Source organism: Mesobacillus thioparans, from assembly GCF_965138835.1.
Taxonomy (GTDB): domain Bacteria; phylum Bacillota; class Bacilli; order Bacillales; family Cytobacillaceae; genus Mesobacillus; species Mesobacillus thioparans.
This window is the reverse complement of the sequence record NZ_CBCSFH010000008.1, coordinates 92,747-117,784: the sequence shown is the minus strand read 5'-3', so window position 1 is coordinate 117,784 and position 25,038 is coordinate 92,747. Positions and strand designations below refer to the sequence as shown.

At 37.0% G+C, this 25,038-nt stretch carries 16 protein-coding genes and 1 riboswitch; of the genes, 9 read left to right on the top strand and 7 right to left on the bottom strand.

Going from position 1 to position 25,038, the window contains the following annotated elements; all coding sequences use genetic code 11:
- The first annotated feature begins 213 nt into the window (after positions 1-213).
- Positions 214-303, top strand: a riboswitch (cyclic di-GMP riboswitch).
- 49 nt (positions 304-352) lie between these two features.
- On the top strand, positions 353-517 hold the full coding sequence (locus ACNAZ4_RS14425; protein WP_415815330.1) for a hypothetical protein: 165 nt from the start codon (positions 353-355) through the stop codon (positions 515-517).
- 272 nt (positions 518-789) lie between these two features.
- On the opposite strand, the gene ACNAZ4_RS14420 is transcribed toward ACNAZ4_RS14425, so the two are convergent.
- Entirely contained in the window at positions 790-1,251 is a 462-nt protein-coding gene (locus tag ACNAZ4_RS14420) for a hypothetical protein (protein ID WP_415815328.1), read from the bottom strand.
- Between the two features lie 173 nt (positions 1,252-1,424).
- Here ACNAZ4_RS14420 and galE point away from each other — a divergent pair, with 173 nt between their 5' ends.
- A complete protein-coding gene (galE, locus tag ACNAZ4_RS14415) occupies positions 1,425-2,438 on the top strand; it encodes a UDP-glucose 4-epimerase GalE (protein WP_415815326.1) in 1,014 nt (337 codons plus the stop codon).
- Positions 2,439-2,716: 278 nt separating this feature from the next.
- The gene (locus ACNAZ4_RS14410; RefSeq protein ID WP_415815324.1) at positions 2,717-4,033 is read left to right on the top strand and encodes a glycosyltransferase family 2 protein; all 1,317 of its coding nucleotides are present in this window, start codon (positions 2,717-2,719) and stop codon (positions 4,031-4,033) included.
- A gap of 47 nt (positions 4,034-4,080) precedes the next feature.
- Here the strand turns inward: ACNAZ4_RS14410 and ACNAZ4_RS14405 are convergent, their stop codons facing one another.
- Together ACNAZ4_RS14405 and ACNAZ4_RS14400 are read right to left on the bottom strand one after the other, a co-directional pair.
- Complete coding sequence (locus ACNAZ4_RS14405) at positions 4,081-7,992, bottom strand: S8 family serine peptidase (protein WP_415815322.1); 3,912 nt, start codon at positions 7,990-7,992, stop codon at positions 4,081-4,083.
- Between the two features lie 172 nt (positions 7,993-8,164).
- The gene (locus tag ACNAZ4_RS14400; protein ID WP_415815475.1) at positions 8,165-8,272 is read right to left on the bottom strand and encodes an SH3 domain-containing protein; all 108 of its coding nucleotides are present in this window, start codon (positions 8,270-8,272) and stop codon (positions 8,165-8,167) included.
- Between the two features lie 89 nt (positions 8,273-8,361).
- Here ACNAZ4_RS14400 and ACNAZ4_RS14395 point away from each other — a divergent pair, with 89 nt between their 5' ends.
- Entirely contained in the window at positions 8,362-9,102 is a 741-nt protein-coding gene (locus ACNAZ4_RS14395; RefSeq protein ID WP_415815320.1) for a polysaccharide deacetylase family protein, read from the top strand.
- A gap of 56 nt (positions 9,103-9,158) precedes the next feature.
- Here the strand turns inward: ACNAZ4_RS14395 and ACNAZ4_RS14390 are convergent, their stop codons facing one another.
- Together ACNAZ4_RS14390 and ACNAZ4_RS14385 are read right to left on the bottom strand one after the other, a co-directional pair.
- Entirely contained in the window at positions 9,159-10,916 is a 1,758-nt protein-coding gene (locus tag ACNAZ4_RS14390; protein ID WP_415815318.1) for a M14 family zinc carboxypeptidase, read from the bottom strand.
- 233 nt (positions 10,917-11,149) lie between these two features.
- Positions 11,150-13,081 carry a triple tyrosine motif-containing protein gene (locus ACNAZ4_RS14385; RefSeq protein ID WP_415815316.1) on the bottom strand — a complete coding sequence of 644 codons (1,932 nt, stop codon included), beginning with the start codon at positions 13,079-13,081 and terminating at the stop codon, positions 11,150-11,152.
- Between the two features lie 145 nt (positions 13,082-13,226).
- Here ACNAZ4_RS14385 and ACNAZ4_RS14380 point away from each other — a divergent pair, with 145 nt between their 5' ends.
- On the top strand, positions 13,227-14,879 hold the full coding sequence (locus ACNAZ4_RS14380; protein WP_415815315.1) for a C39 family peptidase: 1,653 nt from the start codon (positions 13,227-13,229) through the stop codon (positions 14,877-14,879).
- A 50-nt stretch (positions 14,880-14,929) separates the two neighbouring features.
- On the opposite strand, the gene ACNAZ4_RS14375 is transcribed toward ACNAZ4_RS14380, so the two are convergent.
- Positions 14,930-15,841, bottom strand: a complete 912-nt coding sequence (locus ACNAZ4_RS14375; protein ID WP_415815313.1) for an LCP family glycopolymer transferase — start codon at positions 15,839-15,841, stop codon at positions 14,930-14,932.
- 186 nt (positions 15,842-16,027) lie between these two features.
- On the opposite strand from ACNAZ4_RS14375, the gene ACNAZ4_RS14370 reads away from it, so the two are divergent.
- Positions 16,028-17,230: a right-handed parallel beta-helix repeat-containing protein gene (locus ACNAZ4_RS14370; RefSeq protein WP_415815311.1), complete on the top strand. Its 1,203-nt coding sequence runs from the start codon at positions 16,028-16,030 to the stop codon at positions 17,228-17,230.
- 138 nt (positions 17,231-17,368) lie between these two features.
- Here the strand turns inward: ACNAZ4_RS14370 and ACNAZ4_RS14365 are convergent, their stop codons facing one another.
- On the bottom strand, positions 17,369-19,057 hold the full coding sequence (locus ACNAZ4_RS14365) for a tetratricopeptide repeat protein (RefSeq protein ID WP_415815309.1): 1,689 nt from the start codon (positions 19,055-19,057) through the stop codon (positions 17,369-17,371).
- A gap of 155 nt (positions 19,058-19,212) precedes the next feature.
- On the opposite strand from ACNAZ4_RS14365, the gene ACNAZ4_RS14360 reads away from it, so the two are divergent.
- The 3 genes from ACNAZ4_RS14360 (at position 19,213) to ACNAZ4_RS14350 (ending at position 24,961) form a co-directional block, all read left to right on the top strand.
- Entirely contained in the window at positions 19,213-21,345 is a 2,133-nt protein-coding gene (locus ACNAZ4_RS14360) for a bifunctional glycosyltransferase/CDP-glycerol:glycerophosphate glycerophosphotransferase (protein WP_415815307.1), read from the top strand.
- A 314-nt stretch (positions 21,346-21,659) separates the two neighbouring features.
- Complete coding sequence (locus tag ACNAZ4_RS14355) at positions 21,660-23,630, top strand: glycosyltransferase family 2 protein (protein ID WP_415815305.1); 1,971 nt, start codon at positions 21,660-21,662, stop codon at positions 23,628-23,630.
- Positions 23,627-24,961, top strand: a complete 1,335-nt coding sequence (locus ACNAZ4_RS14350) for a capsular polysaccharide export protein, LipB/KpsS family (RefSeq protein WP_415815303.1) — start codon at positions 23,627-23,629, stop codon at positions 24,959-24,961. The genes ACNAZ4_RS14355 and ACNAZ4_RS14350 overlap by 4 nt, the downstream gene beginning before the upstream one ends.
- Positions 24,962-25,038 lie beyond the last annotated feature (77 nt).

Below are 25,038 nucleotides of genomic sequence, written 5' to 3'. Positions count from 1 at the left end.
CAGCCCTTTTTTTATGGATACCCTTGAAAATCTTCCACTTTTAACGAAGCTTATTTTAAACAATGCTAATCTGGTTTGATTAGGTTTAGGTAAAAATCAAAATGGGAAATGAGTAAATATCTATTTCCCAACACTTAAATAATAATTATGGGTCTAAAGTCCCTTAACATTTTTCTGAGAATTCGATACCTTAGTATTAGAACACATGAATTCGTACGATAATGGCAAAACCATTGAAAAGTGGTGACGCAAAGCTAAAGGGACTAACTCCACTGCAAGTGGACATGTCAGCCAGCTTCCGAAACGATTTACATTTCCTGCGATATTTATGTGAAGATAAGGAGGAATAAATGTGTTTAAAGTATTTATTAGTTTAAAGTATAAAGTCCACTTATTTTTAAGGAATTATAATGAAGCCTTAATGCAGGATGCAATCTGTGATAAATTGAAAGTCCATTTAAAACAAAAAGCCAGTTACCACAGGCAACAAGCATTTTCATTAATATCAAAAATGTGATTTTGCAGACATTATTGTCTGCTTTTTTTTATGGTGAAAACGAATGCTAGTTAAAAATTTTCTTTCTTGGTTTATTCCAAAACTTGATATACGTGTAGCCTTCCTTGTCCTTAAAAACTTTAATTCCAACTAATCTTAGGGGTGTAAAAACTTCTTTCATTTGCAATAATGGCATTCTTTAATCCTCCTAGAAATAGTTAATTTTATTTACCTTAATAGGAAACAAAATTGAATAAAATGTTCTCGATAAGAAACGACGAAATTTTCAGAATTTATTTGTTATAATTCCATACAATCGTCCATTTATTTTTATGCTTTACAACATAAACGTATTGTTTAAAACTGAACTTTCCATATTTACCTGTATAGGATTGGGTGACGGTGAATTCATATACCGTTTTGAAAGCAGGTTGATCTTCAGCTGCCTTCCAATTTTTTAGTTTCTTTGATTTTCCAACTTCAAAAGTAAAAGATTCCGCTCCAAAATGCCCAATGAAAACATGAGCACGATCCTGAATAAAGGACGCTTTTGGAAATTTCTCTTTCATATAAGGGTGAAAGAGATCCCAGGAATCTGAGAAGTTTCCTTCTTGTTCATATGAATAGAACCTTTCAACAACCGATGTAGCTTGATTAGATGGACGAAAAAAACTCATGCTAAAGATCAAAATAAGAAGAATAGCAAGTGCTAACAATAGTAAATGCTGAATCATCATATGATTTTTTCTTCGCATACGCAAACCCCTTTTATAGCTGCTTGATAAATCATATGAAGAAGATGGACGTGGTATACGAGATAAAAAAAGACATCATTACCGCAGCTTTAATCCTTCGTTCTAATTTGTTACTATTAGAATGGGTATTTATATAATTTAAATAAGATTACTATTTAGGAGGAAATAGGTACATGGCAGTATTAGTTACTGGAGGAGCAGGTTACATCGGTAGTCATACATGTGTTGAATTATTGGAAAATGACCATGAGATTATTGTCCTTGATAACTTCTCAAATAGTAAACCAGAGGCTTTAAAGCGTATAAAGGAGATTACTGGTAAGGAATTTAAATTTTATCAAGTGGACTTGCTGGATAAGAAGGCGATTGAGAAGGTTTTTCATGAAAACGATATTGACTCTGTTATACACTTCGCGGGTTTGAAGGCAGTTGGAGAATCGGTTTCAATGCCACTGCATTATTATCATAATAATATTACCGGGACATTACTCCTTTGTCAGGTGATGCAGGAGTTTGGGGTGAAGAAGCTCGTGTTCAGTTCCTCTGCTACAGTTTACGGCATGCCTGAAAAGATGCCTATTACGGAGGATTTTCCTTTACATACAACCAATCCTTATGGCTCAACTAAACTAATGATTGAGCAGATCCTTAAAGACCTTTATATAGCTGATAACAGTTGGAGCATTGCTCTGCTTCGTTATTTTAACCCTATCGGAGCGCATGAAAGCGGCCGTATTGGTGAAGACCCGAATGGGATCCCAAATAATTTAATGCCTTATATTACTCAGGTGGGCGTTGGGAAGCTGGAGGAATTACAGGTATTCGGCAATGATTATCCTACTGAGGATGGAACAGGTGTCAGAGATTATATCCATGTTGTTGATTTAGCAAATGGACATTTGAAAGCACTTGAAAAAATTCATAATTTTACAGGGGTGGAACCATTTAATTTAGGAACAGGAAAAGGCTACAGTGTATTAGAACTAGTGGCTGCGTTTGAGGAAGCAACGAATAGAAAGGTTCCATATAAAATTACTGAAAGGCGTCCTGGTGATGTAGCAGTATGCTACGCAGACCCTGGCAAAGCAAAGAAAGAGCTAGGGTGGGAAGCTTTACATGGAATTAAAGACATGTGTATTGACTCTTGGAGATGGCAGGAGAAAAATCCAAAAGGGTATGAAGATTAATTTGAGAAAGGGCATCTTATAAGATGCTCTTTTTTTTGAAAAAAATCAGCTATTAGACGCCGTCGATTGCAAATGCAGTGTAAATAAATTTTCCTTTTTGTTAGGTTTCTGTATTTACAACCTTTAATAAAGAAATCTGGTCTATGATTTATAGTGAGGAGGAAAGGAGCTGATGGATGAATACTGTTCTGGGTTTTAGTGGATAATTGAAATTAAGTGTTACAGTATGAACCGCACTCCTAAGTTTCCATCCTAAAAAAAATGCTGGAGGAACAGAAATGACTGAAATTGCTGAAAAGTTCGTAACCATATTATTGTTTTTGTTTTTCTTGCTCACCATTTATGTAAACCTCAACACTTTATATTATGTCTTTCTGACTTTCTTTGGCTTTGGTGAGGCAAAACGGGACTATGACCTGATTGATGATCAAATAAAATTTTTAATTCTTGTTGCTGCCCATAATGAAGAAAAAGTGATTGGGTCGACCATCGACAATCTCAGGAAAATTAAATACCAAAAAGATCTTTATGATATCTATATCGTCAATGATAATAGTACAGACAGAACCGGAGAAATCTGTGAAGAAAAAGGGATGAAGTATATCAGCACAGGTGAGAAGCTCTTTCCGCGAGAGGGAGTGGGCAAACCTGCAGGACTGCAATATGCGTTAAGATTCCTTGGCTTCGAGAAACTGACAGAAAAATATGATTGTCTCATGATTTTGGATGCTGATAACCATGTTGATCCGGAAATTTTACAAGAGTTAAACTCACAGTTTATCGGGAAGGGAAAGCCGGAGGCGATTCAGACCTATTTAGACTCCAAAAACTCGGCAAACAGCTTGTCTCTTGGATATTCCATGAGCTATTACATTACAAACCGTTTCTTTCAGCTGGCAAAGTACAGACTTGGCTTGCCGAATGCAATAGGAGGGACGGGATTTATTGTAAGGCTTGATTATTTAATGAAGCATGGGGGCTTCCGTTTTCATTCATTGACAGAAGATCTGGAATTGGAAATGGAAATTGTAAAGGATAATGGCAGGATTTTGTGGAACCATTTTGTGAGAGTTTATGACGAAAAGCCTGAAAACTTCAAAATCAGCATCAAACAACGGACTCGTTGGTCACAGGGACATTGGTATGTGGCTTTCACCAACTTTAAACCTTTTATGAAGAAGCTGATGACTGAGAGAGGAAAACTAAAGATTTTGGATCAACTTATCTACCTTTTTGGAATGGCCCGGGCTGTCCAAATGACCATCGTTGTGCTGGGAATTATTGTAGCTGGGACTTATAGTTTGGTTACGCAAAATCATGAGCTATTATCAGCTGCTGGTGAACGGTTCATTGCCCTTATTTTTGGTGCCGGTATCATTACCTTGCTGTTATTCATTTATCAGCTCTTGATTTGCATGTATTATGCTATAAAAGTGGATACGAAGCATCCGTTCAGGTTTTTCAGAATGAGCCTTTCAGTATTTTATTATGCATATACCTTCATTTATGCCCAAATCAGGGGACTGATGAAATGGAGGGAGCAGCATACATGGGTCAAGACGGATCATAATAAAACGGCACGGGAAAACCCTTAAAAAAATGAGAGGTCCTTTTATGACGGGACCTCTCATTTCATCTTCTATTACTTTACAGGAATGAAACCTGCACTTTCAAAGTTATCAACTTTTACATAATTACCTTTTGAAGCTTTCCTTTTCTTTTCTTTCACAACAATAGTCACTGTGTGTTTCTTATTCGCAAGGTTTTTAACGCTGTAAATAGATTGTTTGTATTGGCGTTTCTTTGCGTAAAGATCAACAGTTTTTACTTTCTTGCCGTCAAGGTAAATATCCGCGTATCCGGAATACTGGTCTTTAATGCCATATACTTTGACATCCGTTCCTGTAAAAGTATATTTCAACGAATTTTTCGCTTTATTAGCATAAAGTATTGCTCCTCCGGAAGCTTTCTTATACTTTTTAACAGACCATTTTCCAGACCGCTTAATAGATGAAGAGGTACTTTCAAGTTTTTTGATTGATTGTACATTCAATGTTAAACGATATTGTCCGGAACCGCTCTTTGCACTTGGGACAAAGTAATATTCTCCGGTGCTTCCAGCCTTGAAGACGATTCTTTCGCTCGACTTTGATGAAGCAGCAGTAGCAACAGCTTTGCCACCATATATTGAGGTTGTGCCCGGGTTAAATATACTCAAGTTGAAATCACTGTCCGACGGACCAGTTAGTAACACTTCATATGTTTTCCCCTTTTTAAGCTGTTTTTTCCAGACATCATGTGTATCCTTGGTCTTAACATTTAAATCTCCAGTTTGGTTGCTGTTTTTCCAAGCTAGGCTGCTCTTGATATCATCATCATACTTGTAGCTTTCAGAACGTGACGAGAGCGGAGTTTCTTCTCCATTTGTAACTACAGCTAAGGCATATTGATACGTTTTACCCGACACAGCTGTTTTATCTTCATAAAATCCTGTTGAAACTGTACCAACTTGGGTAAATTCAGATTGTGCAGCCTCCTTACGATATACATTATAGGAGACTTTACCTGGCCAGTTTACTGCAGACCAGGTTACTACAGGAAGCTTTTTGCTCGTGTTGTAGGATACAGCGGGTTTGACTGGGTTGCTCTTTACGATGAATCTGTCCACATTGATTCCAGATGCACTTTTTCTTGCGGCTGGATCACTGATGCCTGTCCAAACAAGTTTTACAGTATGCTTGCCATATGGAAGTTCTTTTTTATAAATACTTTGGATCGGCATAAATTCTGAAGAGTAAAGAGATACTGACTTTTCTTTGACTCCATCAATATAAATGTCCGCCATTCCTTGTGTAATGTCCTTGAATCCTTGCCACTCAAAGCTGAATCCAACAAAAGAGAAATTCAGTTCGCCGGGTGATTTCAGATAGCTGGCAGAGAACTCAGAATGCTCTGGTTCAAAGGCGGTATCCCACATTCCGCTATATTCCATTACTGGTGACAAATCTTCATACGTTCCTTCAAAGTTGCCAACGGCGAGCTTATAATCTCCTTTTCCTTTGTATGCATAGACATCAATGAAGTAAAAACCAGTCATTGGTGCGATAAACTGAATAGCCTCTGATGAAGAACCAGGGTTTTCAGAAAAGGCGACCATTCCATTGGCATTGCCAACAGTCTCTGCCTCTTCATTGAAAACATAAAGATCGAAATCAGTCCCGGCTTGCCCCGTCAAAGAAAGATTCAGCGCTTGCCCTTCTTTTAGCAGAACTGCAAACACCTTGTCTTTTTCAGAAACACTATTCAATGAGCCTGTCTCAATATTTTTCTTTAAAGGCAGTCCTGGCAAATCCACTTCATTGAATAAGTCGATGTTAGAGGATCTAACCATTTTGCTGCTTTTCACTAGTCCCTGAAGCTGTGGCAATTGCTTCCCTTGATAGCTCAAATATAACTTAGTGTAAATAGGAGGCATCTCTGGATTCAATCCCATAAATAAAGCAGCTGCTCCAGCAGCATGCGGAGCTGCCATGGAAGTACCACTGTAGAAAGCATATGCCTGGCTATAATCTGAAACAAAATCCAATGCAAGTGTTGTATTTGAACCATTCGCGACCAGTAAATCTGCAGAAGGGAAAAGTGCCCCGTCATCTTTCACTGTATACTGTTTTCCTTCGAAAATAGATCCATTACGACCCTTAACATTCATTTGCGGAGCCATATCAGGGTAGACCTTTAAATTAAGCAGTGACTTCACGAAAGGAGAGTCTTCAATTCCCCATAACGCATCCTGGCCAGTAAGCAGCATCTTCCCGCCGGTTTTCAAGTAGCTATCCAGTAAAGCGACATCTTCATCAGTGAGCGTCTTCCAATCAGGGGAATTGATTCCCAGTCCATGTCCAGTGAACCAGATAATTCCTTGATAATCACTTAGTTTTACGTCGCCGAGGCTTTTTGGCAATGTTGATGATGAATGAACCGTTATCTTGTCATATTTAATATTATAATTCGTTAATAACTCTTCATATACAGGAAGATAATCTTTGAAATACTTCTGTAAATATGGATCGTTTTTGAACTCGTTTGCCATGTCATGCTCGTCATCCTGGACAAGGAGAACTTTGCCGGCTTGCTTGTCGGAAATCAAATCATCCATAATAGTATTAAAAGCGTCCTGGCGTCCTTCGCTTGTAATCTTTTCAAATCCAATTCCGTCTACAACCGCCTTAAAGTTATATTGAGGATGGTTTATTTGAACAAGAGGACCGAAATCACCAAACATCTTTTTCAATTCATCGACAGGGAACTTTGGAATCGTGCTCATGATGTCCGCTCCAGGTGCTGCAACATCTACTGAGTATTTTCCGTAGTTAGAAAAGGGAGCCAGCTGTCCCTGGTTAGTTAAAGCAGCAACAGATAAAATATTTGGAGTTTCAAAGCCTGCCGGATAAAAACCGCCTTCATCGTTATTCATTCCATCATTTCCTGCAGCGGCAACAAAAAGGCAGTCACAGTTGGCAATCGCTTCTTCCAGCAATGGGTCATATTCACCGCCGCCCCAACTGTTGTTCGTAAGCTTCACGCCCATTTTCTTGGCATATTCAATGGCTGCAATGGCACCGGCCGTGTCTCCTCCCCATGGACCGAGAAATTTGATTGGCATGATTTTGACATTCGGTGCTACTCCAACTACCCCTTTATTTTGACTGATGTTGGAGCCTTCCATGGCTGCAGCGATCGTTCCGGACACATGCGTCCCATGTTCGTCCCCATCAAGCGGGTCGTATACAGAGTTATCATTATTGTAGAAGTCCCAACCATTTACATCGTCAATGTAACCATTTTTATCATTATCGATTCCATCCCCAGGAATTTCACCAGGATTTGTCCAAATTTTCCCTTTAAGATCAGGATGGTTAATATCTACTCCAGAATCAATAACTCCAACTACCACTTCTTTGAGATTCTTGAATTTAGACCAAGACTCAGGGGCATTGATGTCGACATCCTGTACACCTTGAAGCCCGTTGATCGATTGACCTTCGTTGTTCAGGCCCCATAGTTGTTCATAGTAATTTGGAGCAGCAACTTCACCAGTTGAATAATATCTGAAGTTTGGCTGAACGATTTCAACAGCGGGGTCTTTTTTAAGCTCCTTGATATAGTCTTCCGGTTTCTTTCCAGCTGGAATTTTCACTACCTCTGATTTGATAGATTTTATTTGTTCACCTTTCTTAAGCGAATACTTACTGTAGAGAGATTGGATGCTTTGAGAAGTGGCACCCTCTTTATACTTGATGATCAGCTCTCCGGGTACGACTTTTTGTTTATCGTTCTTGCTCTTTTTATTCCTTAATTTTTGAGCTAGAGGATTTTCCTCAGGTAAAGAAACATTGTAGTTATTGAGCTTGACTTTGGATTCCAGTTGGCTTTTCCGAACATTTTCCTGGGACTTGAACTCTGCGGCAGAACCAAAGCTGCTTGATGCCTGAAAAACACTTGTTATGGTGAGCATAGAAACGAGAGACATAGACAGGAATTTAGTCTTTTTCATGTAATACCCCTTTGATTTTTAATAGTTTCATATGGAATTATATAACATTTTGTTATTTTCAGATATAAATAAAATGTGACAAGAAATGTCGAAAGAACTCGTGGATTTGCCAACTAGAATATTATAAAAATAAAGAACCCGAAAACAACCAATCGCCTTTTTCGGGTTCCTTTTATTTCACCTTTGAAATATATTTTGCAGCTGCATAGCCGGTCGTCTTGTCATATATAATTTTGTACCAGGAACCTTTTTGCTCTAGGATTGTTACGGTTGAATTTATAAAACAGTAAAATCATCCTATAAAATGGTTTATTTTACCTTTTAGTTATATTACTATAATAGTATATAGAGAGAGAAGGGGAAATATAAATGGGGAGAAAAGTTTTAACTATATTATCAGTCCTATTATTGCTGCTGTGCGGAATGGGCCTTGCATCTGGGCAGGCAGCTGTAAAGGGGAAGGGGAATAATGTAAAGAAGAAAGCCGCTAGCGAAAACGTTGTTTATTTGACCTTTGATGATGGTCCCAATAAATATACACCTGAGATACTTAATGTGCTTAAAAAGAAAAAGGTGAAAGCAACCTTCTTCATGATCGAAGGAAACATTAAACGAAATCCCAAGATTGTAAAGCGGATGATCAAGGAAGGACATTATCCTGGACTTCATAGCGTCTCCCATGATGCAAAGAAGTTATATAAAGGCCATCCGGATAATGTGGCAAAGGAAATGGACCAGACGAGAAAGACCTTGAAGAAAGTAGCCAAAGTTAATAGCAACCTGGTAAGGGTACCATATGGAAGCAAACCGTATATGAAGAAGCCTTTGCGTGATCACCTTGTCAAAAAGGGCTTTAAAATGTGGGATTGGAATATTGATACTCTTGATTGGAAGTATAACAAGTCAAATCCAGCGAAAATAACCCAAAATGTAAAAGCAGGTCTAAAGGGAAAAAAGGGGCCAGTCGTCATTCTTTTTCATGACTCGAAAGGGACTGCCAAACAGCTGCCGGGAATTATTGATTACCTGTTGGAAAATGGTTATAAAATTGAAGTTTACCAGCCTGAGAAGCATTTTATGATGAATTACTGGAAGGATAAGAGGTTATAAAGAAAAAAAGCTGGATGTTTGATCATCCAGCTTTTTTATGATTAAATTTCTACCCATTACTCTTCTGGCAGTTGCTCAGTGAGGGGCTCTTGCGCGTTTTTTAGCTCTTCTTCAATGAATTGCTTCATTTGGATCAGTTTTTCTTCAATCTTCGGATACGTCTTGTATTTTGAAGGAGAGTTTTGTTTTAAGGTCTTGCTCTTTTTCTCCAGTTCATTTAGTTTTACTAAACTTGTAGTCGCATCTTCTATTTTACCATTTTTAATCAAGTCATTAATGGAAAGGGAGAGGGTGTATCGGTCGATTTCAAGTTGAGTGTTGTCAGCTGTGAATTTTGCAGGCAGGACATATTTCGATTTGGACAGCTTTCGAACCAGCTTTCCATACATTTTGTTGATTTTATTTTCACTATTAGCATAGGACTGCTTCAGTACCTTTTGTTCGTTAAGTGTAACGTCATCAAGTTTTCCTTGTGTGAATGAAAGGTCCAGCTTGTTGGCTGCTGTAATCAAGTTTTCACCTGTGCTAACACTATCCATGAATAGTGTTGACTTATTAGTATAGTAGTTTATTTTACTAAAATAACCAGACAGCTTCTTTCTATTCTTAGCTGGAAGCAGGGATACTTCACGAGCTAAGTTATTGGATTCCGCTGTGATCGAATTATAAAGTGCTTTATGTTTTTTATCTAGCTTTACATCATTTTCTTGCTTAATGATGGCATAGTAATAAGTTTTTAGCCCTTTCGCTTTTGTATGAAGGGTCTTTAGCTTTTTCTCCAGTTTCACTGACTCTGTTTCGATTCTTTTCTGTTTCAACTTTGCGCTTTCATTGGCCGCATATAATCCGACTGCCTGGTTTTCTTTCCATGCGCCTGGGAATTCGGAAAGAGGCGGGCTTGTTTCGTAATATGCCTTGGAAATCTCAGGAGTGAAGGCAGGACGTTGTTTGGCATGGATGAACCAATCTGTAAAACCGCCGCCAGAAGGATTCTTGCCAGCGAATACAAGACTATAGCCTGTCATCTTCCCAATTTGCTTTGCGTACTGGTAGTCACGTTTATAATTTGCTTTTGGTTGTTTCCAGTTCCAATAGAGTATTTTTCCTGTACTATGATAGGAAATCGCCATTTCAGGATTGATATCTGCTACAAATTTTAAGATCGCTTTTGTTTCAGCAGCACTTTCTGGAGCATATCCTTTGAAGTTCTTATATTTTGGTATAGCAGGACTGTTGATTTCTTTCCATCCAGCATTATATTGTCGGTTAAGGTCAATGCCTTTTCCGTTTGCTTTCCACCGTTTGAAATTCTTGCTGCCTTCATTCATTTTAATAAGTGATTTATGCGTCTTTTTAGGGAACGCTTTTAATCCGTATTGCTGAAGGGTTACGCCGTCCGGATTCACCATTGGGACGAACCAGATTGTCGTTGAATTTAAGATTTTCTTAGCATCATAACCTTGAATCTTCTGCTTTTTCGTATATGCTGCAGCATAATTCTCGATCATATACATATTCAGGCTTGTCGTCATCCATTCTCTAGCATGGTGGGATCCATTTATAAAAAGGTTTGCCTGGCCTTTCCCAAGGCCTACAGCATAAATTTTCCTGCCATATTCAGATTTTCCGATCACCTTTACCTGAATTTGGTCAGGATAGGCCTTTTTCAGTGTATTGATGTCTTTTACCATCTGTTTATATGTATATACTTTATTGGGATTCACGATCCCGCCTTTTGCTTCTGCTTCCGTGATGAACGGCAAACTAGATAATAATAGTACCAGTGTCATTAAAATAACTTTCAATTTGTGCATTCATGCTCCCCCTGTTATGTATGATGAAAAGTTTCCATTATTTGATTATATAATATTAAACTAGTAATATTGGAAATTTTTTTAATAAAAAGTTCCATAGCATCGACCATTTAATAGGAAAATAAACAAAATTGATGAAGCTCCCAAGAGATTCTCACGATGCGAAACTCCAGCCAATTTTATTTATGGGTCAATAAACAAACAAAGCTCCCTAAATGGGAGCTTTGCTGAAACTAATATCCTCTGTACAAGTACCCTGTATGGCTTATGCCGTCATATTGGAAGGTTACTTTGATATAAGTATCATAATTGAACTTTGTAACTGGGTTCTTAGGATAAAAGTAGAAGTATTCAGATTGCTTTCCAATCACTATCCAGTTCTTTGGCTTGTGCGTATAAATCACCTTGCCGTTATTTATCATTTCAAACTTCGTTACGGTCAGGTTTTTATAGCCTTTATTTTGAACCAAAAAGTAACCCGAATTGCTTGAGATGTTATAGTTCATATTCATTTGCCAAGACGGCGATTCTTTAACATCAATGGTGATTGTTTTCGTTTTCTTCTTAGTAGTTCCTTTTTGGCGTACATCAACGACTATTTTATATTTACCAGACCCGTATGGTGTAAAGTTAAAAGATTTGCTGGATGAGTAATCTTTATAAGTGTCCCAATATCCATTCGAATAAACCCGGAAACGATATTCAAGGTATTTCCCTGAAGCTTTTGCCGAGAAATTCATATTTGTTCCTTCCATTACAGGAGACTTTTTGCTGCTCTTGAAGGAAGTGATTGAAAATGCTGAAGGCTTGAAAATCGTATATTTCACAATTTTTGATGCTGATTTCCCTGAGGCCTTGCTTTTTATATCGACTTTAATTTGATAACTTCCTGCAGTTTTTGGCTTCCAAGTGTATGTTTTACTGGAAGAATACTTCTTCAAAGTAACCCACTTATTGTTCTGTTTTACACTGAACTTGTATTGTAAGTCGACACCAGTTGCCTTTGCAGTCCACTTAATCGATTTCGATGTCGGACTTGGTGAAGAGAGGCTTGGCTTCAATGATTGGATTTTAACATTTGGATCCTTTACTTCATAACTGATTTCCTTAAAAACGATTGAGTTTGGATACTCCGTTCTCCTGACTCCAACCTTAATTTTGTATTTTCCTATCTTTCCAGGTTTCCACTTGTATGTCTTATTCGACCCGAACTTCTGGACTACTTTATTGTCAACGTAGTATTGGTACTGAAGGCCGCTTTTGTTGGTATTGGCCGTAAACGTAATCGTCTTGCCCAGGATTTGCGGCGACTTCAGGCTTGTTGATATTGAACTGATACTGAAATCAGGCTTATACTTACTAATCACATAAGTGATTTCCCGGCTCGCTATTACTTTTGGATAATCTGGGTTCCGCGCTTCAACCTTGATTTTAAAAGTTCCCGGGGTGGAGGCTTTCCAGCTGTATGTATTGGCGGAACTGAAATCTCTGACTTGTTTGCCATTTACATAGTACTTGTACTCAAGCCCGATTGTACTGCTTTTCGCAGTGAATGTGATTGTCTTTCCTTCAACCTGAGGTGAGGCTACATTGCTCGTTATCGAGCTCACTGAGAAGTCTGGCTTGTAGTCAGCGTAAGTTAATAAGAAATATTTCTGACTGCCTAAGCTGCTGTAATCATCTGCCTTGACAGCAACATAGTAGGTGCCTTTTTCCAGTTCAACATCAAGATAGCGCAGGTAGATATAAGAATAGGAATCTTCATCATAGAAATAATCATAATTACCGCTAGCTACTTCATTCCCATTGCCATCAAAAACGGCTAAGTTATAATCCCAAATATAGTATGAGCTATCTTCTGGGTCATTTCCAAGAAAGGTAGCAGCGGAAAACGTACCCTTCATATCCATGCTGAATTGATAGACATCATAGTCTTCATCAGATAGTGTTCCCAGTATTGAATCTCCCGCAAGGATCTGATTTGCCTCGTGAAAATCATTGTTAGGTTCGCTTTCGTATATAAGTTCATCAGATTTTAATGTAAAACCTTGTTGATTAAATTTCTTCAGTAATTTTTCCTGTGCATTACCTGCTCCTAAGGCTGAGCCTGAAAACACCAGGACGAGGAACAACGTAAATATAGTTGCAAACGCCCGTTTGAACATGATCATCTCTCCTAATAATAGTCTATTAGTATTGTATCTTATTTACCTGTAAATTGGAATAATCACCCTTATAAGTATTTTATAGCAAAATCCTCTTGTTTTTGGGTTGTTTTTAACATAGATTAATAGGTGGGAGGGGTATAACTTGACAAAAAACTACATAATCCTATCATTGCTGATTCTTTTTAATTTGCTTGGCTGGTCCAGTTTACAAGTTTCAGCGGAAGAAATGGCAGAAACAATCGTCATTCAGGAGATTGGACCAGATTATATTCAAGGTACATATAGCGGGGAAGATAAAATCATTGTCCTGAAGGGTAATACTGTTATCGGAACTGGGAAAGCGGTCAATAACACATTCAAAGTGACATTAACTCAAGTTTTGAATGGGAGAACAGAGTTGTCTTTAGTGAATGAGGAAGGGGATGTGAAAACGAGTACAGTTTACAGTCCGGTGCAAATCTCAAAAACGGATGACCATGATAAAACGGTAGCCGGGGTAGCTGAGCCAGGTGCTGTTGTCAGTGCAACCGTAAACTCACAGTCTCTTAAGCTAAAGTCCCATGATAAAAACAAAGGCAATTTTACATTTTATTCTTCTGGTGTTTTAAAATACGGAACAACCTTTTATGTAATGTCGGAGGTAAATGGGCTAGTCAGTGTTGTGAAGGGCTCGGTTGCAGCTGCCCCGGCTCCTGCTAAACCAAAGGTGAATTCCATTTCGAACAAAAGTACTTATATATCGGGAAGTGCAGAGCCAAATAGTACGATATACATAACAGCTGGCGATCATAAATATACAGCACCAGTTTCATCTAATGGTACATTTAAAAAAACGGGAATCTATCAGGTAGCAGCAGGCACCAAAGTATATGTCTATGTCCGGGCTGATCGTAAGAATGCTCAGAGTACGACTGTAAAAGTAACAGTGATGGATAAAGTTCCCCCTAAGGTGCCAGCAGTTGGAAAAATAAGCAATAAGGTTTTTAAAATCAGCGGGAGCACCGAAGCTTATTCCACTGTCTATGTAATGAAAAATGGGAAGAAGTATAAGACCGTAAAGGCAAATTCAAAGGGGAAATTCACCCTTAACAAACCTTTACATAAAGCCAGTACAAAATTCGAGTTTTATGCAATTGATAAAGCGGGGAATAAAAGTAAAAAATCTAAGCAAATCGTTTACAATAAGAAAAGACCCAAGAAAAAGCTCATTTCTGCTCCACTAGTCAGACAAATGCCTGAATTGCCAAGAGGATGTGAAGTAACAAGCCTCACCATGATGCTGAATCACGCTGGAGTAAATGCTAATAAGATGGTATTGGCAAAACAAGTGAAAAAGGATCTCACACCATTAACCTACGTTAATGGGAAAAAGCGTTTCGGAAATCCTAACTATGGATTTGTCGGGAATATGTATACATTCAGCAAGCCAGGGTTCGGAGTGTTTAATGGTCCGATTGAGAAACTTGCAAATGAGTATATGCCTGGCAGAATTGTTAATTTATCAGGAGGGTCATTTAATACAGTTTTAAACTATGTAGGTGCTGGAAAACCGGTGTGGATCATTAATACAAGCTGGTTCAGCCATGTGCCAAGCAAGTACTGGCAAACCTGGTATACGCCACAGGGCCCAATAAGAATTACGATGAAAGAACATTCGGTTTTGGTTACTGGTTATGATAGTAAATATGTATATTTCAATGACCCTCTGGATGGCATGAAAAATAAAAAAAGACTAAAGAAACATTTTATTGAAGGCTGGACACAATATGGTAAGCAGGCAATCAGTTATTTTTAACGGAAGCAAAAAAAGAGTACTGCAAGCATAAACTTGCAGTACTCTTTTTACTATATACCGAGGTGATTTTTAAATTCCGATTTAATACGCTGATGATCTTCAGGATTAATGATCCAGTAGTAGATGCCGCCTATTTTTGTTCCGCTACCTTCGATTTTCATCTGTTCAATGTTACCTGCAGCAGATCTGTAGTTGCTCTGTATCTCTTTCATTTCATCAAATGTCATATTCGTTGAAACATTTTTCCCTAAAGCATCGAAGATATTATCAAATTTGGTAAGTGAACCGACACTTGCACCTTTGTTGACAATCCCCTGAATGATCTGGCGCTGCCTTGTCTGGCGGCCAAAATCTCCTTGTGGATCATTTTTTCTCATCCTTACATAAGCAAGGGCTTCTCTGCCATCAAGTTCAATTTCACCCTGGGGAAAGTTGAACTTGCCTACAGTAAATGCCAATTGATTATTGACCTTAACTCCACCGACAGCATCGACAATATCCTGGAAACCTTCCATATTCATTTGTACATAATAATCAATAGGAATATCAAGGAACTTTTCTACTGTGTCCATTGACATTTCCACCCCGCCAAATGCATAGGCATGGTTGATTTTGTCTTCGGTTCCACGACCTACGATTTCAGTCCGGGTATCCCGAGGGATGCTTAGCATCTTAACTGAATCCTGTTTCGGGTTGACGGTCATTACAATCACTGTATCAGAACGTCCTTTATCTCCTGCTCTTTCATCTACCCCAAGCATTAGAACGGTAAAGGGTTCTTTCTTCTTGAAGGTAATATCCCGCTTTTCTCGATCTATTGGTTTGTGCATTGTTTCTACAGCGTTTGTTAATGAATTATATATAGAAAAGATATACGCCCCTATTCCAATGAATAGCAGAAGGAATATAATCCCGGTGACTCGAAGCCATTTTCTTTTTTTCTTTTTCTTTTCGGCTCTCACTATGTTTCCCCCATCGTTTTACAAATTTTTCATCGTTAATAGAATAACAAAAAATAGGTCTTTTGGATATAGGAACTTAAAGGATTTGTCAATTTCTACAAAAATCTTCTTTTTGAATAAATATTCAGCAGTGGTTGCCGATAAAGAGAGTTGAATGGAGTTTTTTTTTCAGAAGGAGAGAAATAGATGAAGAGTGTAATAAAATTGTTATCCGTTTTGCTATTACTATTGTCATTGACTGCACCGGAAGTGGCGGAGGCCTCTTCCAAAACATATACCATTACAGCTAAAAGCAAACCTTATAAAGGGAACATGATGAATTACAGCACGTATAATAAGTATACGAAACAATATTACTTAATAAGGTCTTATTTAGAAAGACTAGAGAAAACGGGTGGCGGCAAGCTTGTATTGAAGAAAGGAACGTATACGATTCCTACCACCTTATATGTTCCTTCCAATGTCACAATCGTGTTGAAAAATGGTGTAAAGATTGTGAAGGGAAACAAGACTGGCAGCGGAAAAATCAAGACGACGAATACGATTTTTCAGTTGATCCGGCCTTCCCATGCTCCCAAAAAAGGGATCAAAGGTGGATATAAAGGAGAAAAGAATATCACCTTTATTGGGGAGGGAAAAGCAGTAATCGATCTAAAATATAGTAAAGATACTATTGCGATTGTTGCTGGCCATAATAAAAATGTTAAAGTGGAAAATATAACATTTCAAAACATGAATTCAGGCCATTTTATCGAGGTGGACGCAACGGATAAAATGGTAATCAAGAATAATAAGTTTCTTAATTCCAAACCATCGCCAGGTAAGAATAAAGAAGCGGTCAATCTTGATACCCCAGATAAAGTGACAAAAGGATGGGGCCATGCCTGGAGTAAATATGACAAAACACCCAACCGAGATATCTTTATAGAAACAAACAGTTTCAAAAACCTCGATCGAGCGATTGGGACACATAAGTATTCAGAAGGTAAATATCATGATAAGGTAATCATTCGTTACAATAATATAGAAAAAACCAGGCAAGATGCCATCCGAGTGATGAATTGGTCGAATGCGGTCATTGAGCATAATGTAATCAAGAATGTCGCTGGGCGTGCGGGTACATATAGAGGGATTTTCGCAAGTGGCGCAATCAATCCTGAATTTCGCCACAATACAATTGAAAATGCTTCGAGGCCGATCGTTTTTATGCCGTGGAAAAATATAGGGACAGGATCTTCTTATAAGACAACTTATAATCAAATCAGTGATCAAAACATAGAGAGTTTAAAGACAAACTCTGTAAAAGATGTAAATGAAGATTTTATCAGAATCAATTATGAGTATAATGTATTTGATCACAGTACATTAAAATTGAGCTTAACGAAATAAAAGAAATGGCTGCCAGTTATGAAGGCAGCCATTTTGTTAATTTATGATGTTGTTATCTTATTAATAGATAGTATTTTCTACTTCATTTATTTTCGATTATTTTTTGTGCCAGAAGTCATATAATTAAAACAGAATTGTTTAATCAACTGAGTTAGCCTGAAGAGTAGCCACAGCTGATTCGGTAAACTTAACAAGTGCCTTCTTTTTTAACGAAGCTGCTTTTTTGTCATCTGGGCTAACATTTAAAGCATGTTCTGCAAGTCGCAAAGCCCATTTCGTCTTGTTTCTGCTTAGACAATGCTCGCCTAACACTCTAACATACTGGTGTGATTGCCATCGGAGGTGTTTTTCAATTGTCGGAAGCTCGTCTCCCATTATGAAAGCTCCAACTAGTATTTTGAGTTTTCCGATCTGCTGCAAATAGGGTGCTGTCCTATGTCCAGCAAATCTGCACTCATAAAATACAGCGTTAGGATAAGAGACTCTTAACTCGCTCTCGATGTATTTTTGATCTGTCCTGTCTTTTGGGTCGTAGACAATGACGGGTGATATGGCAGAATTGATCGGATGAGACAAGTCATGATTAAATGCCATATTCTTTTTGCTGCCGTAAACTGGATGGGCAGAGTTTCTTGGGGATAAGGAGAGAATTTCACAGTTTAAGCTGGAAGCGAAATATAAGGAAGTATAACCTCCCAGGCTAAACCCGTATGCCAATCTTCGGTTATAGGGCTGAACCAGCTCACGTACAGTGTTTACATACTCCTCTATTGATAGGTCCTGATGGTAATTGTCAGCCGTTCTTCTCCTTAAAGCGATGATGTCTACACCCTGTTTTAATAAAAACTTAAATGCGAACGGATCCTCAGTCCAAATATTATTGATTGAATCGAAAGAAAGGCAAACCGTACTGGTCGGTTTCATTTGCTTGTAGTATTCAATTCTGCTTTCCCCGTTATCAAATAAAATTACTTTTTCATATTCCTTATCTGATTTCTTTTCCATATCAAAATATTGGTCAAACAGTTCCTTTCCTTCACGGTGTTTTCCTAATAAGTGGTTTACAATTGCCCGTTTCACATAAGTATTTTCCGGTATATCTTCTTTATGGAGATTGAAAGCACTTTTCCACCGTTTTTCTGCTTCTGGCCAATGTCTTTGCTCCATTGCGAGTTCAGCATGCTTAAGCAAGAGTTTCTGTTTAGATGGGTGAACGTCCAAACCCTCTCTTATTATTTTTTCTGCTTTTGCTAAATCATCTATTTTCTGATGAGTAATAGCGATTCGTAAATACCAATTAGCAGGAAGCTTCTTTTTCGTTCGACACACTTCCTGCCAGAGTTCAAGTGCAGCTTCCCAATTCTTTTTAGCCATTTCTAATTCAGCAGATTCTACCTTAATACCAATGCTATTGGGAAATAACGAGCTGCCAAAGTGCAAAACCTCATTAGCTGTATCGTGCTGTTTTAATTGTCTATGAGCCCTCGCCAGCTTTGGATAGATGTTCAATGCCGGTTGCGAGCCTTTCAAACGCAAAACACGATAGAGACGCCTTGCTTTTCTTTTTAATAAATATAAAGCAGCTAATTCGAGTTTTATTTTTATACTGCTGGGGATTAGTCCCATCCCATTTTCAAGGTGCCGTATAGCAGCAGTCAGCTTTCTTTGCTTGGCTAAACTTCTAGCCTGCATGATAAATGCATCTTCATTCCTAAAACTCTGTTGGTAAGCCATAATTTGGGTCAAGAATTCTATTGCCTGATCCCACTCTTTATTCTTCATGGCCTTATCAGCGGATGATTTCAAGACATTAATATTAATTTCCATCAAATCTCTCCATATATTTTTGTCAGTATCTGTTGCTATAATCACAAACAATATACTACTGTAATTATTTTACACCAACTATACATAAAGCTGAATAATTGTTAAAATCAATAAAGAGAATTTGTCGAAATTTCAGGGAGAGTGACATAAAAAGAATGAATATAAAGGATGAACGGAAGGTTTCCATTGTAATTCCCTACCACAATAACATGGAATTCATTGAGGATTGCCTAAATTCTGTATATGCACAAAATTACACCAATCTAGAGATTGTTTTAATAAATGATGGATCGAATCGTGAGAATACTGATTACATCGAATCTTTGCTCACAGACAAAAGAATTAAATACTTATTAAATGAATCAAGACATGGAGTTGCTAATTCGCGAAATCTGGGGATAGAGACCGCAACCGGACAGTATATCTTCTTCCTTGACAGTGATGATCTTCTAGCTGAGAATGCAATTGCACTACTTGTTGACCATATCGCTGAATATCCTGCCATAGCAGGGAGAACAAAGAGGCTATTGCGACCGTCAGACTTGGAACCGCCCGTCGAATTACCTGAGCTAAATATTAAGTTGAAGAACAGTAAATCTGTATTTAAGACAGGTTCCATTTTAAATGTGTTAATGAAAAAAGACTTTATATTGAAGCAGAATCTTAAATTTGATACTGATACGGAAGGTTCAACTGATATTTCTGGCCTTATTCCGTTGGTTATTAATACAGAAGGAATGCCTATCCTCAATTTGCGAACTTACTATAAGAGAGTGCGCAATGATCCAATTACTAACCCAAGCCTTGTTCAAAGGACTCCAGCAGAAAAGGCAAGAGATTTTTTGCAGGTTTATAAGAAACTGGCTGTAGAGTATCAACAGGATGAGAATGCAAAGTCTTTCTTGGATCGCTTATTTTTAAACTATTATCGCAGGCACGTGACTTCCATTTTTAAGGATCTTGAAAATTTCCAGGAGTTCTTTGGTTTGTTTTCATCTGCAGTGGAATTAATGGATAGAAGACTGCTATCTGCCCAGGCAATCCACATTCGTAGTGAATTGAAGCACTTGAAAAAGGGAAACCAGGAAAAGTTCAGGAAAAGCTTAAACTGGCATATGGAAGCAAGAGACTTTAAAAATGCACTTAGAGGAAGAACGGCGCTAAAGAAGTATATATACCGAAAAGTATTCCTAAAAAGACCAATGCGGGATAACTATATTGTTTTTGAAAGCTTCCTGGGGAAGAATTACTCGGACAGCCCGCGAAATATCTATGAATACATCATTGAAAACAGTCTAGATTATAAGTGTATCTGGGTATTTAATGATAAAAATCGGAAAATTCCTGGTAATGCTAAAGTGGTTAAAAGGTTCAGTCTAGCCTATTACTACTATTTTGCTGTTTCAAAGTACTGGGTAAATAATATGCGCCAGCCCCTCCACCTTGTGAAAAGAGAAGGGAATGTATTCCTAGAGACATGGCACGGTACTCCTTTGAAGAAGCTTGTGTTTGATATGAAGGATGTATATTCTGCCAACCCGAGGTATAAGAGAGACTTCTATCTGCAATCCAGAGCCTGGGATTACCTGTTGTCACCAAATAGATACTCTTCAGAGGTTTTCAAGAGTGCGTTCAAATTCGATAAAGAGATGCTCGAATTCGGTTATCCGCGCAATGATATCTTATATTCGCCAAACCGCGAGCAGTTAGCTGAAGAAATTAAAGAATCAATTGGCATTCCAAAAGGTAAAAAGGTCGTCCTGTACGCTCCAACCTGGAGAGATGATGATTTTTATGAACCAGGAAAATATAAGTTTGACCTGAAGTTAGATCTCCAAAAGATGCGTGAAAAACTCGGAGATGAATATGTAGTAGCACTGCGAATGCACTACTTCATCGCGGATGATTTGAATATCGAAGGAATGGAAGGATTTGCTTTCAACCTTTCCAAGTATGATGACATTGCCCATCTGTATCTGATTTCCGATATCCTGATTACAGACTATTCTTCCGTTTTCTTTGATTATGCAAACCTGAAAAGACCTATACTCTTCTATACTTACGATCTGGAGAAATACAGAGACCAACTCAGAGGGTTCTACATCGATTTTGAAAACGAAGGCCCCGGACCGTTATTGCGTACAAGTGAGGATGTCATAGACGCGATAGAGAATCTAGAGCAAATTAAACAAGACTATTCACAAAGATATGAAGACTTTTATGAGAAGTTTTGCAGCTGGCATGATGGGAAGAGTACGGAGAGGGTAGTGAAAAGAGTTTTTTCATAATTTTAATGGTTATCTTTACAGACAAAAACCACATACTGAGTCCTTACCATACTTGGTAGGGACTTTTAAATATGCTAAATATTTTACATACTTAACAAGTGATATTAGAGTAAGGATAGGTTTAACGAAACTAGTAAAGCAATTAATAAATGTAAAGGTATTGTTAATATATAGATAATCTTTAAAAGAAGGGGAATAATTAGTGTATAATGAGTTTTTTAGTAAAACAATTAGGTTGAATTAAGACCTTCAATAAGCCATCTGGCTATACTCAAATTATATATTGGGAGTAATAAGGAAGGATGATCCATCTTATGGAAAATGAAAAACCGAAAATTAGTGTTGTCGTCCCTATGTACAATGTTGAAAAATATTTAAAAGAATGTCTAGATTCGATCGTTACACAAACTTTCAAAGATATTGAAGTTATTTTAGTTAACGATCTTTCCGCTGATAATACTTTAAGTATTGCTGAGGAGTATGCAAAACAATATAGTAATTTTAAGCTTGTCACTGGACGAGGGCAAGGTTTGGGTGGAGCTAGGAATACTGGGCTAGAAAATGTAAATGGTGAATTTTGCTGTTTTATTGATTCTGATGATGTACTACCTATGAATGCTTTGGAAAAGCTGTACACAAATGCAAAAATGGAACCTGGTGTAGATATCGTTATAGGAAATATGGTGCTTTATAATGAAACAGGTTTGGTAAGGATGCCTGAATTTGATGCAATTCATAAGTATCCTTATATAGTGAAGGATATTTCAAAGTCCCACTCGCTCATTGGTTCCCAGACAGCATGTAACAAGCTTTTTAAAACATCGTTGATTTTTAAGAACAATTTGAAATTCCCGGAAAACTTGGTCCATGAAGATTTATTATTTACTCCGATCACTTTTTTCTTTGCCAATAAGATCAAGGTAATTCCAGACGAAGTTTACTGGTACAGAAAATTTTCAGGAGAACAAACGATCACTAGCAATATCAATGAAGAATTCTACTTTACAGATAGAATTGAAATTTTAAATCGACTGGATAAATATTTGAATGAGCATAATGCGCTTGAATATAAAAATTTAATTGATCTTTATAAGCTTAAAAAGTTTTTGGTACCTTTTGAGAGGAAAATTTATTCTCTATATACAGATGAATTTAGTGATAGAGCAATGAAAGCTTTATCAGAGCAATTACAAGACATTAGTTATGAGACAATTAGAAAGTCAGGCAATAAATTATTTATAGAATATTTGCTATTAAAAGAGAGGAAATTCGAGGAATATAAAAATTATAAGAAGAAGAATTTATTGGATCTTGAAGCTATTAATGGGGAGTTATACTTACAATTAGATAGTGGTGTTCCGGAGAGTTTGAAGAATGTCACCTTTATTGAAAAGAAATTGCCGCTTATTTCTGAGATAGAACATGTTAATATACGTAATAGTGTGATCACACTTAAAGGACATGCCTATATAGAGGGTGTTAGTATCTCAGATGAATCTTTACAAATCATAGATATTTTTTATACTCATAAAAAGAATAAATCAGAGCGTGCGTCTTTTTCAATTATCCCTGTATCCAGACCAGATATTTCATACATATATGGGAACCGTTACAACTATGATGCATGTGGGTTTGAAGCGACGTTTAACCTTAACGATCTAAAAGACATCAAGACTAATAAATATGAGTTAAACATCACATATATTATTGGTGGTGTCGAGAAAACGCAAAAACTAGCCCTTAATCAAAAATTCTTTAAAAGCTTGCGAAAAGAGTTTCCAGAAAAACTTTTATATAATGTGACTAACTTTACGAAAAGAACCCCTCAGCAAATAATGGAAAAAGAAAAACGGAATATGATCCTCAATATTGATAAAAGATCTTCATTAGTTAATGTTGAGGGAGCGGTCGATACTTATGTTGTAGAAAAAAAACATGTAATTGTATCAAATGGTAAGGTAAAAATTACCTTTGATACTCCAAAGTATAATAATTGCAACCTAATTATTTACAAAAGGGGCAAACAGATATTCGAGAAAGAAATAAAGAAAAGGTCGGTTACTATAGGTCTTGGTATTGCAAAGTATTTCAGTATTCTTGAATGGAATCTTTTTATTAAAGACCAGGACGGTTATTTAACTTATATTGATACAAAAAAATTAATTAATGTGAATAAGCTCTTTAATAAATACCGTCCTTTAAGATCTTCTTTATTTAAAAATAAAAAGAGCGAGTTCGGCTGGTATATTTGGTATTCAAAAACCAAAGGGAGTTTGAAGAAATGAATGTATGCTTTTTTGGCTTTTCGGCAATGGATTTCAAAGGTGAAGAAATAAATGAACCAGTTTTTTTAAAAGAAATGGTGGATGAATTTGAAAAAAGAGGGATACAAACATTTTATTTATTTAATGATGGTGGCAGCGGAATAAATGATGAAAATGTTTATAACCTACTAGAAATAAAAAGTAAGCGTCTTTGTTTAGATAAGTATACAAATTTCACTTATAAAGAGTTCGAAAAATATAGTAATGAAGAACTTTTTTCGATTATAGAGTTCAATTACCAGCTGGCACTTTTAAATACAAATAAAGATATTAGCCAAAAGTTGAATTACACAGTATTGAAGTGCTTAGAAAGCCTAAAGGAATATGATCTTCAATATAATATTGACTTATTTATTTTCTTTGGGAACTCCTTGTATAGCAATATCATTCGCTCTTACTGTATAAAAAATAATAAAAATTATTTTAATATGGAAAATGGATATTTTAGACCTTTCACTCTAATGGTAGATCCAAAGGGAGTTAACTATGACAGCACTATACCTAGAGAAACAGAATTCTATTCAAGTGTTGTAGTTGATAAGGAAAGACTGACGAAATACCTTCATCAACCGGAGGTTACAAAGGTAAACAGGACAGACACATTACCTTTAAGAAAGACGTTTTATGATTACTATGATTTAACAATAGAGGATAAAGAGTTGGTAAAGGATGTCAAGAAATCTGACTTCTCAACGGTGCATGAAGAATTGTACTTGCAGGATTACATTTATATCCCATTCCAATTAGAAACTGATTCCCAAATCATTAAGCATTCTAAGACTATAAAGTCAATGAGGCAGCTTGTTGAGGTTACATCTAATGCTTTAAGGGAATTTAATAAAAGTAATAACACCGATCTGAAAATCATATATAAAACCCATCCTTTATATAAATCAGAGTTGAATATTATTGATTTAGATGGTATTGAAAGAATTTGCAATAGCAGTGAAAATTTGATTTTTCTTACTGAAGGAGATAACAAAAAGTTAGTAGAGAATGCTAAAGCAGTAATTACTATAAACTCCACAGTAGGTCTTGAAGCATTACTATTTTCTAAACCCGTCATTACATTAGGAGAAGCTTTTTACGGAATCGAAGAAATATCGTATCCATGCAAGGATTTAAATGATCTCCCTCTTCTAATTGAAAAGGCATTATCCACAAGTGTGAATAAAGAAATGATAGATAAATTCATTTACTATCTACGGTTTGATTATTTTCATGAAATTTTTAGAAGTAATCCGGATAAACAGTCAATTAAACGGTTAGTTGATCGATTTTTGCTAATTTAAGAATTACCCCCTCTCATGAAGTGTATTATTTTACATGGTACCATCAGAAGAGGGGGTATTTTTTACAATCTAGGTTA

What these genes read in the sequence shown, in the direction of transcription:
- ACNAZ4_RS14420 (WP_415815328.1), bottom strand. Translation starts at nt 1,251, where the DNA reads ATGCGAAGAAAAAATCATATGATGATTCAGCATTTACTATTGTTAGCA.
- galE (WP_415815326.1), top strand. Translation starts at nt 1,425, where the DNA reads ATGGCAGTATTAGTTACTGGAGGAGCAGGTTACATCGGTAGTCATACA.
- ACNAZ4_RS14410 (WP_415815324.1), top strand. Translation starts at nt 2,717, where the DNA reads ATGACTGAAATTGCTGAAAAGTTCGTAACCATATTATTGTTTTTGTTT.
- ACNAZ4_RS14405 (WP_415815322.1), bottom strand. Translation starts at nt 7,992, where the DNA reads ATGAAAAAGACTAAATTCCTGTCTATGTCTCTCGTTTCTATGCTCACC.
- ACNAZ4_RS14395 (WP_415815320.1), top strand. Translation starts at nt 8,362, where the DNA reads ATGGGGAGAAAAGTTTTAACTATATTATCAGTCCTATTATTGCTGCTG.
- ACNAZ4_RS14390 (WP_415815318.1), bottom strand. Translation starts at nt 10,916, where the DNA reads ATGCACAAATTGAAAGTTATTTTAATGACACTGGTACTATTATTATCT.
- ACNAZ4_RS14385 (WP_415815316.1), bottom strand. Translation starts at nt 13,081, where the DNA reads ATGTTCAAACGGGCGTTTGCAACTATATTTACGTTGTTCCTCGTCCTG.
- ACNAZ4_RS14370 (WP_415815311.1), top strand. Translation starts at nt 16,028, where the DNA reads ATGAAGAGTGTAATAAAATTGTTATCCGTTTTGCTATTACTATTGTCA.
- ACNAZ4_RS14365 (WP_415815309.1), bottom strand. Translation starts at nt 19,057, where the DNA reads ATGGAAATTAATATTAATGTCTTGAAATCATCCGCTGATAAGGCCATG.
- ACNAZ4_RS14360 (WP_415815307.1), top strand. Translation starts at nt 19,213, where the DNA reads ATGAATATAAAGGATGAACGGAAGGTTTCCATTGTAATTCCCTACCAC.
- ACNAZ4_RS14355 (WP_415815305.1), top strand. Translation starts at nt 21,660, where the DNA reads ATGGAAAATGAAAAACCGAAAATTAGTGTTGTCGTCCCTATGTACAAT.
- ACNAZ4_RS14350 (WP_415815303.1), top strand. Translation starts at nt 23,627, where the DNA reads ATGAATGTATGCTTTTTTGGCTTTTCGGCAATGGATTTCAAAGGTGAA.